This window comes from Nocardia sp. JMUB6875, from assembly GCF_041154655.1.
Classification (GTDB): domain Bacteria; phylum Actinomycetota; class Actinomycetes; order Mycobacteriales; family Mycobacteriaceae; genus Nocardia.
This window is the reverse complement of sequence record NZ_BAAFGR010000025.1, coordinates 1-14,271: the sequence shown is the minus strand read 5'-3', so window position 1 is coordinate 14,271 and position 14,271 is coordinate 1. Positions and strand designations below refer to the sequence as shown.

General features: G+C 66.9%; 13 protein-coding genes. 5 read left to right on the top strand and 8 right to left on the bottom strand.

What is annotated here, in order from left to right:
* Position 1: 1 nt before the first annotated feature.
* From secD to ACAM49_RS09025, 3 genes are all read right to left on the bottom strand, one after another.
* Entirely contained in the window at positions 2–1,702 is a 1,701-nt protein-coding gene (gene secD, locus ACAM49_RS09035) for a protein translocase subunit SecD (RefSeq protein WP_369635001.1), read from the bottom strand.
* A 102-nt stretch (positions 1,703–1,804) separates the two neighbouring features.
* Positions 1,805–2,182 (bottom strand): preprotein translocase subunit YajC, encoded by a 378-nt coding sequence (gene yajC, locus ACAM49_RS09030; protein ID WP_369635000.1) that lies wholly within the window; start codon positions 2,180–2,182, stop codon positions 1,805–1,807.
* Between the two features lie 218 nt (positions 2,183–2,400).
* Positions 2,401–3,894 (bottom strand): flavin-containing monooxygenase, encoded by a 1,494-nt coding sequence (locus tag ACAM49_RS09025; RefSeq protein WP_369634999.1) that lies wholly within the window; start codon positions 3,892–3,894, stop codon positions 2,401–2,403.
* Between the two features lie 55 nt (positions 3,895–3,949).
* Between ACAM49_RS09025 and ACAM49_RS09020 the strand changes: the two genes are divergently transcribed.
* The 3 genes from ACAM49_RS09020 to ACAM49_RS09010 all read left to right on the top strand — a co-directional run bounded on the left by ACAM49_RS09020 (position 3,950) and on the right by ACAM49_RS09010 (position 6,728).
* Positions 3,950–4,615 (top strand): TetR/AcrR family transcriptional regulator, encoded by a 666-nt coding sequence (locus ACAM49_RS09020; protein WP_369634998.1) that lies wholly within the window; start codon positions 3,950–3,952, stop codon positions 4,613–4,615.
* Between the two features lie 82 nt (positions 4,616–4,697).
* Positions 4,698–5,258 carry a DivIVA domain-containing protein gene (locus ACAM49_RS09015; protein ID WP_369634997.1) on the top strand — a complete coding sequence of 187 codons (561 nt, stop codon included), beginning with the start codon at positions 4,698–4,700 and terminating at the stop codon, positions 5,256–5,258.
* A gap of 60 nt (positions 5,259–5,318) precedes the next feature.
* The gene (locus ACAM49_RS09010; RefSeq protein WP_369634996.1) at positions 5,319–6,728 is read left to right on the top strand and encodes a phenylacetate--CoA ligase family protein; all 1,410 of its coding nucleotides are present in this window, start codon (positions 5,319–5,321) and stop codon (positions 6,726–6,728) included.
* On the opposite strand, the gene ACAM49_RS09005 is transcribed toward ACAM49_RS09010, so the two are convergent.
* The 5 genes from ACAM49_RS09005 to ACAM49_RS08985 form a co-directional block, all read right to left on the bottom strand.
* Positions 6,725–7,858, bottom strand: coding sequence for an ABC transporter substrate-binding protein (locus ACAM49_RS09005; RefSeq protein WP_369634995.1), 1,134 nt, complete (start codon positions 7,856–7,858; stop codon positions 6,725–6,727). The two genes, ACAM49_RS09010 and ACAM49_RS09005, sit on opposite strands and share 4 nt — an antisense overlap.
* A 46-nt stretch (positions 7,859–7,904) precedes the next feature.
* Positions 7,905–8,804 (bottom strand): ABC transporter permease, encoded by a 900-nt coding sequence (locus tag ACAM49_RS09000; RefSeq protein ID WP_369634994.1) that lies wholly within the window; start codon positions 8,802–8,804, stop codon positions 7,905–7,907.
* Complete coding sequence (locus ACAM49_RS08995) at positions 8,801–9,688, bottom strand: ABC transporter ATP-binding protein (protein ID WP_369634993.1); 888 nt, start codon at positions 9,686–9,688, stop codon at positions 8,801–8,803. Before ACAM49_RS08995 ends, ACAM49_RS09000 begins: the two co-directional genes overlap by 4 nt.
* A 69-nt stretch (positions 9,689–9,757) precedes the next feature.
* Positions 9,758–10,957: an amidohydrolase gene (locus ACAM49_RS08990; protein ID WP_369634992.1), complete on the bottom strand. Its 1,200-nt coding sequence runs from the start codon at positions 10,955–10,957 to the stop codon at positions 9,758–9,760.
* Between the two features lie 34 nt (positions 10,958–10,991).
* The gene (locus ACAM49_RS08985) at positions 10,992–11,735 is read right to left on the bottom strand and encodes a sulfite exporter TauE/SafE family protein (RefSeq protein WP_369634991.1); all 744 of its coding nucleotides are present in this window, start codon (positions 11,733–11,735) and stop codon (positions 10,992–10,994) included.
* A 193-nt stretch (positions 11,736–11,928) separates the two neighbouring features.
* Here ACAM49_RS08985 and ACAM49_RS08980 point away from each other — a divergent pair, with 193 nt between their 5' ends.
* Complete coding sequence (locus tag ACAM49_RS08980) at positions 11,929–12,615, top strand: GntR family transcriptional regulator (protein ID WP_369634990.1); 687 nt, start codon at positions 11,929–11,931, stop codon at positions 12,613–12,615.
* Positions 12,616–12,762: 147 nt separating this feature from the next.
* Positions 12,763–14,016, top strand: a complete 1,254-nt coding sequence (locus ACAM49_RS08975; RefSeq protein ID WP_369634989.1) for an amidohydrolase family protein — start codon at positions 12,763–12,765, stop codon at positions 14,014–14,016.
* Positions 14,017–14,271: the final 255 nt, after the last annotated feature.

Here is a 14,271-nt window from a genome sequence, read left to right as displayed (position 1 = left end):
TTCACGCCTTCCCGGCCGTCGCCAGCCCAGCCGCCTTGCGCTCCTGCGCGTATTCCTGGATCGCGCCCAGACCGTTCACGGAAGGCTTCTGCCAGAACGCGGTTCGCGAGGCCAGCAGGACCAGCGGGTAGGTCACCAGGAACACCACCACCACGTCGAGGATGGTGGTCAGGCCGAGGGTGAAGGCGAAGCCCTTCACCTGGCCGACCGACAGCCAGTACAGGATCGCTGCGGCGATGAAGCTGACCGCGTTACCCGAGAGGATGGTCTTGCGGGCGTGGGTCCAGCCGCGCGGCACCGCCGAACGGAAGCTGCGGCCCTCGCGCATCTGATCCTTGATGCGTTCGAAGAACACCACGAACGAGTCGGCTGTCGTACCGATACCGATGATCAGACCGGCGATACCCGCCAGGTCCAGGGTGAATCCGATCCAGCGGCCGAGCAGCACCATGATGCCGTAGACCGCGAAACCCGAGGACACCAGCGACAACCCGGTGATGAGGCCGAGCATGCGGTAGTAGATCAGGCAGTAGAGCAGCACCACGGCCAGGCCGACCGCACCCGCGATCAGACCCGCGCGCAGCGAGGACAGGCCCAGGGTCGCCGATACCGTCTCGGCCTCGGAGGTGCCGAACGACAGCGGCAGCGAGCCGTACTTGAGGGTGTTGGCCAATTCCTTGGCGGTGGTGGAGCTGAACTTGCCGGAGATCTGGGTGCTGCCGCCGTACTGGCCGCCGGTGATCACCTGCGGGGCGCTCACCACGCGCGAATCGAGCGCGAAGGCGAGCTGCTTGCCCTGGTACTGGGTGGTCAGCTTGCCCCAGGTGTCGGAGCCGCCGGACTTGAATTCCACGTCCACGACCCAGCCCTGACCCTGCTTGGAGTCGTAGGTGGCGGTGGCGTTCTTGATCTCCTGGCCGTCGAGCGCGCTCTTGTCCAGCAGGTAGACGGTGCTGCCGTCGGTGGAGCAGGTGACCAGCGGCAGGTTCGGGTCGTCGTTACCGGCGAGCGGGTCGGGCTTGGAGCAGTCCAGGCTCAGCATCGCCTTCTGCTGAGTCTCCTGATCGGTGCTCTGCCGCAACGCTTTCGCGTCGGCGATCTCCTTCTGCGTCTGCTGCTGCGGAGTCAGCTTGCCGCCCGGAGTGGTCGGCGGAACCGAGGGCTCCTGTGCCGGGAACACCCGGTTCTGCGGGGCCTCGGTGGTCGGCGCCGGAGTCTCGGTGGTCGGCGCGGCCGGAGTAGTGGTCGGCTGTGCCGCATCGGTCGGCGGGGTGGTCGGCTGCGCGGCCGGGGGCTGCTGTTGCTGCCCGCCCTTCTGCGCGGGCAGCGAGGTCACCACCGGACGGATGTAGAGCTTGGCCGTGGTGGCGAGCGAACGGGCCTGTCCGCCATCGTCTCCCGGCACCGTGATGACCAGGTTGTCACCGTCGATGGTGACCTCGGAACCGGCCACACCCAGACCGTTGACGCGGTCCTCGATGATGTTCTGAGCCTTCTTCAGGCTCTCCTTGCTGGGCTTGCCACCGTCGGGCGTGCGCGGCGTCAGCGTGACGCGGGTACCGCCCTGCAGGTCGATGCCGAGTCTCGGGGTGGGCGATTTGTCGCCGGTGAAGAACACCAGCGCGTAGATCGCCGCCACCAGCACGCCGAAAACGGCGAGCAGGCGCAGCGGATGCTGCACCGATCCCTGGGAAGGTGGCACGTTTCGTATCTCCTAGGCGGAATGGGGTGGAACGAGTGTGGGGTACACACCGCAGCGCCATCGGCCGCCGGGAAACTCAGGCGGCCGATGGCGCGGGGTGTATCAGTCCTTGGTCAGCTTCGGCGCGTCATCGGCGGCTTCGACGTGATTGTCGGAACCGGCCTCGACGGTCTCGACGGCATCGGCCGAGGTCTCTTCGGTGGTGTCGCCGTCGGTCTGCGCGTCATCGTCGGTGCGCACCTCGCGGATCGACTGCCGCAGCCAGGTGGTGACGATCTCCTCGGCGATCTCCAGATCGACGGTGGTGTCATCGAGTTCGACCACGGTGCCGAACAGCCCCGACGTGGTGACGACGCGGTCGCCGACCTTCAGATCGTTCTGCATATCCGTCACCTTGGCCATCTCCCGCTTCTGGCGGCGGACACCGAGGAACATCGGGATGAGCAGAGCAACCAGCAGCAGCGGCAGCAGAAGGTCCATCGTCGAAGTCAGCCCCTAGTCAATGGTCGGATGGGTGCGTTTCCCACACAGTCTGCCAGTACACCCTGAGAAGCGGCGCGCCGACCTGTAATCGAATCGCATGCGTTTCGCGCAGGGCTGATTCATTCCGATAATCCGGCCCTGGTTCCCCGACAGGCACGTGCAATCCAGCCGGGCTGCGCGGTCGGCCGCCGACTATGCCGACCGCGCAGTCCCACTCAGGCGGACTGGACTCCATAGGAGTAGTCGTCGAGCGGGAAGTTGGCCGCCTCGCGATGGGCGTTCAGGGTACTGGTCGGACGCAGCAGCGCGGCCTCGCCGTGCTGGTTGAAGTAGTAGCTGCGGGCGGTCGCGCACTGGCCGCCGTAGAACACCGACGCGCCGAGCTTCTCGGTGACGCGGTCGAGGAATTCGGCATTGGCCTCCTCGGTCACCTCGAAGACCCGCTCGCCGCGGCGGAACATCTCACCGAACAGGCGCGCCATGTGCTTCATCTGCGCCTCGATGGTGGTGAAGTAGGACAGGCCGCTGTAGGAGTAGGGGCTGTTGAGGCTGATGAAGTTGGGGAACTTCGGCACGGTGATGCCCTCGTAGGCCTGGAAGCGGTTGTCGCGCCAGAACTTTCCGAGATTGCGGCCCTCGCGGCCGATGATCTCGATGGCGGGGAAATTGACGTCCCACAGGTTGAAGCCGGTGGCCAGGATCAAGGTGTCGATCTCGGTCTTGTGGCCGTCGGCGGTGACGATGCCGTCGGGTTCGATGTGATCGATGGAGTTGGTCTCCAGGCGGACATGGTCCTCGTTGAACGTCGTGAAGTAGGTGTTCGAGAAGGTGGGCCGCTTGCAGCCGAAATCGTAGTCCGGGGTCAGCTTCTTGCGGGTCTCCTTGTCGCGCACCGAGTTCCGCAGATGCGCCTTGGCGAGAATCCCCGCGGCCTTGTTCAGCGGCTTGGCCTGCTTGAAATGCAGCACGCCGACCACCATGAGCGCCTCCAGCAGGGAGGTATTGGCTAGGCGGGCGGCCTTCTGCGTCAACGGGACTCGTGCGAACAGCTTCTGGACGGCAGGCGGGATCGCGGTGTCGAACTTGGGCACCACCCAGATCGGGGTGCGCTGGAAGACGGTGAGCGCCCGTGCCTTCTTGGCGACCTCGGGAATCAGCTGCACGGCGGTCGCGCCGGTGCCGATGATGGCGGCTTTCTTACCGGTGAGGTCGAAGTCGTTGTCCCAGGCGGTGGTGTGAATGATCTTGCCCGCGAAGGTATCGATGCCCGGGAACGGCGGGGTGTAGGGCTGCGACAGGAAGCCGGTGGCGGTCATCAGGTAGCGCGCGGTCAGGGATTCGCCACCCTCGATGGCGACCACCCAGAGCTGCTGCTCCTCGTCCCAGCGCGCGCCGCCGACCACGGTGTTGAACCGCATGCGGCGGCGCAGATCGTATTTGTCGGCGACGTGCTCGGCGTACTTCTTCAGCTCCGAACCCGGCGCGAACAGCCGCGACCAGTACGGGTTGGGCTCGAAGGAGTAGGAGTAGGTGACCGAGGCGATATCCACCGCCAGGCCCGGGTAGTGGTTCACATGCCAGGTGCCGCCCAGATCGTCCTCGCGCTCGAGGATGACGAAATTGCTCAGGCCGAGCCGATCCAGCTCGATGCCCGCGCCCATTCCGCCGAAACCGGCACCGACCACGATGGCGTCGTACTGAGGTGCCACGCCGAACCTCCTGCAGAGAGTCTCTTCACCACTGAAGTGATGCACACGTCACGGAATGACATCTCATTCCGTTTGTGATCACCGTATCATCGGGCCTGTGACGAAGCCATCCTCGAGAATCGAACGCCGCAAGGCCGAGCTCCGGCAGGAGATCATCGACACCGCGTTCGCGTGTTTCGCCGAGAAGGGCTATCACGCCACCGGCATCGCCGATATCGCCGGCGAGCTGGGTATCGGGCACGGGACGTTCTACCGGTACTTCGAGAACAAGCGCGACATCATCGACCACGTCATCGACGATCTGGCCGCGCGCATCATCGAATCGCTGGGCACCGACAACGCGCCGGACGCGGCCGACAGCCTGGAGGAGTACCGGGCGCAGGTGGACCGGATCGGCGACGCGCTGAACCGGATCTTCCTCGAGGATCAGCGGGTGGCGCAGATGCTGCTGTTCCAGGCCACCGGGATCGACACCGAGCTGACCATGCGGTTGTACGGGCTGCTGGACACCGCGGACGCGCTGACGGCCGGGTATCTCGAGCACGGGGTCGAACGGGGTTATCTGCGTGCGGATCTCGATACGGTGAATACCGCGCGGGCGGTGACGGGCATGCTGCTGGCCGCGATCCTGCACGGGATCCGCAATCCCGATGCGCGGGCGGTCGACGATCTGAGCCATGCCATCCGGCATCTGCTCATCGACGGGGTGCGTAAGCATTAGATACAGACCCGTTTGTCCGATGCGGCCGGATCCGCAAGGGGCGGAAGTAATTCGGACATGAGCCCATTGGCACAATGACGCGGTGACCCCCGACGACGTCCGCCGCACCCGCTTCGGTCAAGCGCCGTTCGGGCATCCCGGCTACCATCCCGAGCAGGTGGACGCCTTCTGCGCGCGCATCGCCGACACCATGCTCGGCCGCGACCACCTCACCGTCGCCGATATCCGCCTGGTGGAATTCGACGCTCCCCCGCCGGGCCGCCGCGGCTACGACATCGAGCAGGTCGACGACTTCCTCGACCACTTATGCGTCGAACTGGAGTACCTACGCCGGGGCCGCAGCCGATTGCCGGCGGGCCGCACCCACGAACCCCTCACCCCGGACGATGTCCTGCGCATCCAATTCTCCGCGCCCCCTTACGGGTTCCCCGGCTACGTGGCCGACGAGGTCGGCGCGTTCCTCGACCGTCTCGCCGCCACCCTGGCCCATCACGGCCCGAACGGGCTGACCGCCAGGGACATTCAGGACATCACCTTTCATCTCGCGCCCGACGGCGTCCCGGCCTATCACCGCGACGAGGTCGACGCCTTCCTCGACCTGGTGGTGCACCAGCTCGAAAGGTCCGAGGTGACCCCGCACTAGCTGCGCACGGCGCCCGGATCGCCTTTACTACTTCCGGGGGAACGTATGTGAGGAGTGGCCATGGCGCTGACACCGGAGGAAGCGGTCGTCGGGCTGTTCGAGCGGACGGCGACGACGGTGCCCGCGTATCGGAAATTCCTGGGCGAGCACGGTATCGATGCCGCGTCGATCGTCTCGTTCGCGGATTTCACCAAGCTGCCGCTGGTGGACAAGCCCGGTTATCTGCGGCGGTATCCGCTGCCGGAGTTGTGCCGGGACGGGCGGATCGGGGATGTGATCGCCATGTCGTCGGGGTCCACCGGGGAACCGACACCGTGGCCCCGGTCGGTGGCGGACGAGCGGCGGACGGCGGCGCGGTTCGAGCAGATCTTCCGGGACGCGTTCCGCGCCGATGAGCGGAAAACGCTGGCGGTGGTGTGTTTCGCGCTCGGGACGTGGGTGGGTGGGCTGTTCACCCTCGGGTGCGTGCGGGAGCTCGCCACACGCGGCTATCCGGTGACGGCGGTTGCCCCGGGCAACGACAAGACCGAGATTCTGCGGGTGATCCGCACGCTCGCACCGCATTTCGATCAGGTGGTCCTGTTGGGATATCCGCCGTTCCTCAAGGACGTGATCGACACCGGCCGCGCCGAGGGCGTGCCGTGGGCGGACTATGCCATCAAGCTCGTTACCGCCGGTGAGGTTTTCAGCGAGGAATGGCGAACGCTGGTCGCGCGGCGGGCCGGAGACATCGACCCGGGCACCGCCATCGCCTCGCTGTACGGCACGGCCGATGGCGGGGTGCTGGCCAATGAGACGCCGCTGTCGGTGGAGATCAGGCGGATGCTGGCCGCCCGTCCCGAGGTCGCGCACGCGCTCTTCGGCGAATCCAGACTGCCGACCCTGGCCCAGTACGATCCCTACCATCGCTACTTCGAGCACATCGACGGCACGCTCGTGGTCTCCGGTGACAGCGGAGTTCCCTTGATCCGCTACCACATCGCCGATGAGGGCGGCCTCATCCCCTACCGGCGCATGCTGGACTTCCTTGCCGCCCACGACCTGCGGCCCTCGGTACCCGGATTCGAGCAGCCGTTCGTATTCGTGTTCGGCCGCAGTCACTTCACGGTGTCCTGCTACGGCGCGAACGTGTATCCGGAGAACATCACCGTCGGATTGGAACAGCCCGGCATCAGCGATCACATCACGGGCAAGTTCGTGCTCGAGGTGCTGGAGACCGACGACCGGGACCGCGCCCTGCGGGTGACCGTCGAACTCGCACCCGCGGCCACTCCGCCCGACGATCTCGACGACCGGATCGCGGAGTCGGTGCGCACCGAATTGCGGCGGCTCAACAGCGAATTCGCGCATTATGTGCCGCTAGAACGCCAGCGCCCCCGGATCGTCCTGCTCCCGCACGGCGATCCGGGGTATTTCCCGCTCGGCGTCAAGCACCGCTATACGCGACCGGCACGAGACACCCGCGCCTAGCCCTGCTGCTTGAGACCCTTTGCGGGATCGATGAATTCGTTGGTAACCAGGTCGGTCGGGGCGAGGTTGTCGGGGACCTGCTGGCCGCGGGCCTTCAGCAGCGGGGTCACCTGGGCGATGGCGCGGGCGACGCGGTCGGGGTCGAAGTTGCCCAGGGTGGCGTCGGGCCCGTTGCCGACGATCTTCTCCTTCAATTGCACCGCAACCGAACTGGTGTTGCCTGCGGCGGAGATGGGCGGGCCGTCGGGGATGGTCTGGGCGATGCGCAGCAGGGCCTGGTTGGTGGGTTCGGGGTTGGTGACGTAGTCGATTTCGGCCTGCTGCAGCATGGGGACGAGCTTCTGCAGGCAGGGGCGCAGCTTGTCGAGTTCACCGCTGCGGATCGACCAGGCGTGCGGGTAGCTCTCGTAGCCGGCGTCGGCGACCAGCAGGTGGCCGGTGGGCTTCTGCCAGCCCTTCACATCGTGTTCCCAGCGGTAGGGCTCATTGGAGACGTAGCCCTGCTGCATGACGCGGCCGTGTTCGGCGACGAAGCGGCTGGGAGTGCCGTCGTAGGAGGCGTCGAGCTGTTCCTTCTTCACATCCCCGTCAGCGACCAGGTAGTCCATGTAGATCTTGCCCTCGGAGTACAGGATCGGGGCATTGGTGGCGGCCACGTCCTTCCACGAATTGACCGTGTAGGAGGCCGGATCCCACATGACGATCTGCGGGTTCTTCTCGAGCGAGGCGAACACGCCGGTGAGCGGGAACTTGGCCTTGGCGCGCACCTGCTCGTCGGTCGGCACCAGGCCGAGGGTGATCGAGTTGTCCTGGTACATCTGCGCGGGCACCGGCTGACCGCCGAGGAACGGACCACCCAGGCGCACTTCGACATTCACGCCGGTATCGCCGAGCGGGCCGCTGTACGCGCCCTTCTTCACATCGACGGTGCCGTTCGGGCCGACCAGCTGATAGGCGGCCGCCCGCTCCGGGGTGGCGTACCAATCCGTCTGGATGACGACGGTGGCGGGACAGATACCGGCCAGCGCACCCTGCCCGGTGGGCTTCGGGGTGGAGGCGCCGCCACCGCAGGCGGCGGTGAGCAGGACGCTGCCGGTGACGGCGGCAGCAGCGAGGACACGTTTGTTCACGGGAGTTCCTAGAGAGTTGAAACAGACTGCGAGAGAGGGGGTTCGGCTACCGGTCGGCACGCTTGCCGTGGGCGCGATCGACCCGGCCGGCGAGGAAGTCGAAGATCCAGAACAGGATCAGGCCGACCAGTGAGGACAGCAGCAGGGCGGTGAGCAGTTCCTCGGTGGCGAGGCGCTGGCGGTAGACATCGATCATGCGGCCGATGCCGGGCTCGCCCTGCCGGAAGAAGAAGTCGGCGACGATGGAGCCGATCACGGCCATACCCGCCGAGATCTTGAAGCCGGAGATCATGGCCGGAAGCGCCGCGGGCAGCTGCAGTTTCACCAGGCGCTGCCAGCGGTTCGCGCCGTGCAGCGTGAACAGGTCGTGTTCGGAGGCCTGCACGGATTTGAGGCCGAACAGGGTGTTGGTGATGACCGGGAACAGCGACACCATGACGCATACGATGACGCGGCTGCCGAACTCGTAGCCGAACCAGAAGCCGAACAGCGGGACCACGGCCAGCACCGGAATCGTCTGCAGGATCACGGCATACGGGTAGAGGGAGTATTCCGCCCAGCGAGCCTGGCTCATGATCACCGCGAACGCGACGCCGGCGATGATGGCGATGGTGAGGCCGACGAGTGCGATCTGCACGGTCGCACCGAGCGCCGAGAGGATCTCGGTGCGGGTGGCGGCGTCGAGCAGACCCTTGGAGATCACCGATTCCGGTGGCGGGAGCAGGAATCGGGATTCCTGCGGGATGAGGAAGTGGCTGGCGATCGTCCAGGCGGCCATGACCAGGAGGAAGACCAGCGCGGGGGCGAAGACGCGGATGGGGGCGATCGCGAAGGGCCAGCGGGGTTTCCACGGCGTGCGCGGCGGTCGCGCGGTCGAGTCGGAGACTTCGGGCACGCCGGGACCTTCGCTCGCGGCGATGGCGTTGTTGATGGCGGCGGCGGTCATGCGGCCCTCCCTCGGGTCGGTACGGTTCCGCGTTCGGCGTCGTGCAGTGCCGCCGAGACCTCGGCCGCGATGGCCCCGAACTCCGGCGTGTATCGCGATTCCGGTTTGCGCGGAAAGTCCAGCGGCACCGCGATATCCGCCGACACCCGGCCCGGCCGACCGGTGAGCACGACCACGCGGGTGGACATGAACACCGCCTCGGCCACCGAGTGCGTGACGAACACCCCGGTGAATCCCGAACGCCGGTAGAGCCCGCTCACCTCCTCGTTGAGCCGCTGCCGGGTGATCTCGTCGAGCGCGCCGAACGGCTCGTCGAAGAGGAACAGCTCCGGTGCGCCGGTCAGCGCCCGTGCGATGGAGGTGCGCATGCGCATGCCGCCGGAAAGCTGTGCGGGCTTGTGGTTCTCGAACCCGGTCAGCCCGACCAGCTCCAGCGCCTCCCGCGCCGCGGCCCGCCGGGTCGCCTTGTCGGTGCCCGCGAGTTCCGCGGGCAGTTCGATATTGCGCAGTACCGAGCGCCAGGGCAGCAGGGTCGCCTCCTGGAACACGTACCCGACCTTGCCGGTGGCGACGGAAACCGTTCCGGTGGTGGGCTTCTCGAATCCGGCGGCCAGCCGCAGCAGCGTGGACTTACCGCACCCGGAGGGCCCGACCAGGGAGACGAACTCGCCGGGCCGGATGGTGATGTCGATGCCCTCGAGCGCGTGGGTGCCGTTCTCGAAGGTCAGTCCGACATCGCGGAAGCCCAGGGCGGTTTCACTCGGGACAACGGCGCCGGTGTATACATTGCCGCTCCCGGCGGCCACTGCATTCCCGTCCGTGATCCCGTCCGGAAGTCCGTCCGAGCCTTGGCCTTTGGTGGCGTTTGAAGCGGTGGTGCGCATGTCCACAGTTCTATCGGCGGATCGTTGCCGGACGCGGTCCGCGCGATTACGCGTTTGTTTCGTATACGATCAGTCGGCGAGCAAGCGGCCGTCGCGAGCGACCACCCGGCCACGCTTCACGACCAGTTCGCGAGGCGGAACGGAAACGACTGCGGCCGCGGGTGTCTCGGCGTGCACGGCGAACAGGTCGGCGTTGGCGCCCACCGCGAGTCCGTAGTCGGCGATCCCGAGAACCGACGCGCCGCCGTAGGTTCCGGCGGCCAGGGCCAGTTCGATCTCCTCGTCCGCGACCAGCCGATCCCGGAAGGCCACCTGCATGATTCGGCGCAGCATGTCGCCGTCACCGTAGGGGGTCCACAAGTCCCGGATGCCGTCGTTGCCGAGTGCCAGTCCAGCTCCGGCCGCGTGCATGGTCCGGATCGGGACGACAGGTGCGTCGCCTACCGCACAGGTGACCATCGAAACACCTGCCTCGGCAAGGCTTTCGGCGATCCGTCGCTGCTCGTCGGGTGCGAGCTCGCCCATCGCATACGCGTGGCTGATGGTCACCCGCCCGGCGAGCCCGGTCGCCTTGGTGCGCGCCACGATCAGGTCGTACTGCCAAGCGCCGAGCGCGCCCCGGTCGTGCAGATGGATATCGATGCGCGCGCCGTACTTCTCGGCGAGACCGAAGATCAGATCCAGCTGACCGGCCGGATCACCGTCGTAGCCAGCGGGATCCAGTCCGCCGATCGCCTCGACGCCGTCGGCCAGCGCGGCCTCCAGGAGTTTGTCCGTGCCGGGGCGCGTCAGCAGGCCGCCTTGAGGGAAGGCCACGAGTTGCACATCTACTCGGTCCGCATGCCGGGCCGCGGCCGCTCGGACTGCCTCGACACCTCGCAGGCCCACCTCGGGATCTATGTCGATGTGACTGCGAACGTGCGCGGTGCCGCCGGAGACCATGGCCGCCAGCAGGTTCGACGCGTAGTCGGCGCTGGGCAGTCCCAGTTCGTCGCGGCGGCCCTCGCCGTTGGCGATCCGGCCGGACAGGGTACGGCCGCCGGTATTGGGCACCCAGGGGCCGCCGAACATGGTCTTGTCGAGGTGGCAATGGGAGTCGACCAGGCCCGGAAGCACCAGCGCACCAGCCAGATCCACGGTATCGACGCCATCGGCGGTGAGGTCGGAGCCGATGGCGGCGATGCGGCCGTCACGAATGAGGATGTCGGCCACCGCGAGCGGGGCTCCGGGAGTCCACGGCCGTCCGCCGCGCAGCAAGAGATCGTTCATGAGATACACCACCTGTCAGAGAGAAGAGCTAGAGCTAGGACAGCAACATCGCGGTTCCGGCGCCGACGCCGAACACGATCACCACGGCCCGGAAGACACCCGGCCGCAGCCGGTCCGCCAGCCGCGCACCCGCCACGCCACCGAGCAGGCAGGCCGGGGCCAGGACCGCGACCGCCCACCATTGCACCGGCCCGAACAGCGCGACCGCCACCACCGCCGTGGTCGAGACCGTGAGCGTGAGCAGGCTTTTCAACCCGTTGAGCCGGGTGATCGAGGCATCGATGCCCAGGGCCAGCGCGGTCAGCAGCACGATTCCCATGCCGCCGTTGAAGTACGCGCCGTACGCCGCGCCGAGGAACACCCCCGCGAACAACCGCAGCCGCGAATCCCCGCCGTGCGCCGCGAGCCTGCGCGAGACCGCGGGCTGCGCCGCGAACAGCGCGGTGGCCGCCAGGATCAGGTACGGCACCAGGGCCGCGAACACCTTGGGCGGCGCGGCCAGCAGCGCGATCACGCCGCCGGTCGCACCCGCCACGCCGGTGAGCACCAATCCCGGTACCAGCGGCCGATGTTCATCGAGACGTTTGCGCAGTGCGGCGGCCCCGCCGAGATAGCCGGGCCAGACGGACACCGAGTTGGTGACGGTCGCCGTCACCGGCGGCAGGCCCGTGGCGAGCAAGGCCGGAAACGACAGCAGACTGCCGCCCCCGGCGATGGCATTGCACACGCCCGCCCCGAAACCGGCGGCGAACAAGAGCACTAGATGTGCGGGATCCATGAAATCCTTCCGGACAGAATGGCCGCATCGTATACAAACCCTCGCAGATCAGCGACCTGAAGGTGTTGCGCCGCAGCCGGACCCGCGAATGCGGTGGCTGTGCAGTAGATTTGCGGCATCCCGTCGGGCGAGGCCACGATGGATCGTATGCAAACCAGTCCCGCGCTTTCCCGGATCCGCAGATGAGGCAGCAGTGACCAGCACCACCGGGCGCATGACACCGCAACAGTTGTGTCGCGCCATTCGTGACGACATCATTCGCGGTGCGTACTCCCCCGGGCAACGGCTGACGGAGGACGCGCTCGCGGAGAGCTACGGGGTCTCCCGGGTCCCGGTCCGCGAGGCCCTGCGCACCCTGGAAGCCGAGGGTTTCGCCTCGTCACGGCCGTACGCCGGAGTCTTCGTGGCGGAACTCACCGAGGAGGAAGCCGCCGACCTGCTCGAAATCCGCGCCCGCCTGGAACCGTTGTGCGCCTCCCGCGCCGCGGCCCGCCGCACCCCCGAACAACTCGGCCGCCTCAAGGAACTCACCGCCCTCGGCCAGGACGCCGTCCGCGCCGGCCGCCTCGACGAACTGGCCCGCCTCAACAGCCGCTTTCACGAGGTACTCGCCGAAGCCTCGGGCAGAACCCTGCTCACACAGCTGATCATGCAGCTGAGCTGGAAGATCGCCTGGGTCTACTCGGTCGAACTCCCCCGCCGCGCCGGTGACTCCTGGCGCGAACACGAAGAGATCTGCGCCGCCCTGGAAGCCGGCGACCCCGACCGCGCCGCCGAGGTGGTGAGCACCCACATCGCCCACGCCGCCTCCGCCTACCGCTTCCGGCAGCGAACGGAACACGCTGTGCAACAGTCAGGTTCGGCCTCCCGAGCTTCGTAACATCGCCGCAGCATTCGCGGCCCGGCGACGAAACATCTCCCTCGTATACAAACGGAATCACTTCGTGTCGGGGAGGTAGCCATGACGGATTTGTTGCCGGAGACGGTCGACCCGGAGTCACCGGAACCGCCGGAGCCACCGCAAACAGTGGACCTGGTGCTGCGCGCCGCACGGATCGCCGATAACGCGGAACTGGTGGACATCGCAATCACCAACGGCGTCATCACCGCGATCAGATCCAAGGTCGCCACACCCGGCACCGAGGAGATCGACTGCGCCGGACGCGTAGTCATTCCCGGCCTGATCGAATCTCACGTCCACCTGGACAAGGCCCTCCTCGACGCCGAAAAATCCAACCCCGACGGCACCCTGGCCGGTGCCATCAGCGTCACCGCCGAACTCAAACGAGGCTTCACCGTAGCCGCCATCCGCGACCGAGCCCGCCGAGTTCTCGACATGGCGATCACCAACGGCACCACCGCAATCCGAGCCCACCCCGACGTCGACCCGATCGTCGGCCTGCGCGGCGTAACGGCCCTCCTCGACCTCCGCGAGGAATACCGCGACCGCCTCGACCTGCAGATCGTCGCCTTTCCCCAGGAAGGCATCCTCCAAGCCCCCGGCACCATCGACCTCCTCCGCGAAAGCCTGTACGCGGGAGCCGATGTCCTCGGCGGCTGCGCCTACAACGAACGCACCATCGAGGACTGCCACCGCCACGTCGACCTGATCTTCGACCTGGCAGCGGAGTTCAACGTCCCCTTGGACATCCACGCCGACTTCGCCGACGACGCCAGCGATCCGCGATACGCCATGGCGGATTACATCGCCGCGGTCACCGAACGCACCGGACGCCAGGGCCGAGTCACCCTCGGCCACATGACTTCCCTGGCCGGGCGGGCACCCGCCGACCGTGCGCGAACAATCGAACGACTGGCTGCGGCCGGGATCTCCGTGGTGCCATTGCCCGCCACCGACATGCACCTCGGCGGACGATCGGACAGCACCAACGTACGGCGGGGCATCGCGCCGATCCGGGAGCTGTGGGAGGCGGGGATCACGACTGCGTACTCGTCCAACAACATTCGGAATGCATTCACGCCGTATGGGAATGCGGACATGTTGGATGTCGGGTTGTTCCTTGCTCAGACCGCACATTTATCGGGGCCAGAGGACATGAACCGGGTGCTGGCGATGGCCACGACCGAGGCGGCACGAACCATCGGGATCGCTGATCGGTACGGAATCCGGGTCGGAGCTGCCGCGGACCTCGTGGTCCTGTCGACATATCGGCTCGCGGACGCATTACTCGACCGCCCCGATCGGAACTACGTCTTCAAAGCCGGCCGTCTCGCCGCTCGAACTATCCGTACCCATGAAGTCGTAAAGACGAAAAGATAAAAGACGCCTGGAGAAGGGAGAGGAGGTGGCCGGGTTGGCCACCTCGGTGGCGGCACCAGCCCCCTCGAGGCTCGGGCGCGCAGCGGCCCGGGGAAGAACACTCAAAGAAGCCCGGCGCGTGTCCGATTTGCCCGGTTGCTGCGTCGAGTGGCACACCAGGGCGGGGGAACCAGACAAAACCCCTCACTGGTGTGCCACTCGACGCAGCAACCGGGCAAATCGGACACGCGCCGGGCTTCTTTGAGTGTTCTTCCC

Coding starts and splice junctions, on each gene's coding strand:
- ACAM49_RS09010 (WP_369634996.1), top strand. CDS start 5,319: ATGGCGCTGACACCGGAGGAAGCGGTCGTCGGGCTGTTCGAGCGGACG.
- ACAM49_RS08985 (WP_369634991.1), bottom strand. CDS start 11,735: ATGGATCCCGCACATCTAGTGCTCTTGTTCGCCGCCGGTTTCGGGGCG.
- ACAM49_RS08990 (WP_369634992.1), bottom strand. CDS start 10,957: ATGAACGATCTCTTGCTGCGCGGCGGACGGCCGTGGACTCCCGGAGCC.
- ACAM49_RS09020 (WP_369634998.1), top strand. CDS start 3,950: ATGACATCTCATTCCGTTTGTGATCACCGTATCATCGGGCCTGTGACG.
- ACAM49_RS08995 (WP_369634993.1), bottom strand. CDS start 9,688: ATGCGCACCACCGCTTCAAACGCCACCAAAGGCCAAGGCTCGGACGGA.
- ACAM49_RS09000 (WP_369634994.1), bottom strand. CDS start 8,804: ATGACCGCCGCCGCCATCAACAACGCCATCGCCGCGAGCGAAGGTCCC.
- yajC (WP_369635000.1), bottom strand. CDS start 2,182: ATGGACCTTCTGCTGCCGCTGCTGCTGGTTGCTCTGCTCATCCCGATG.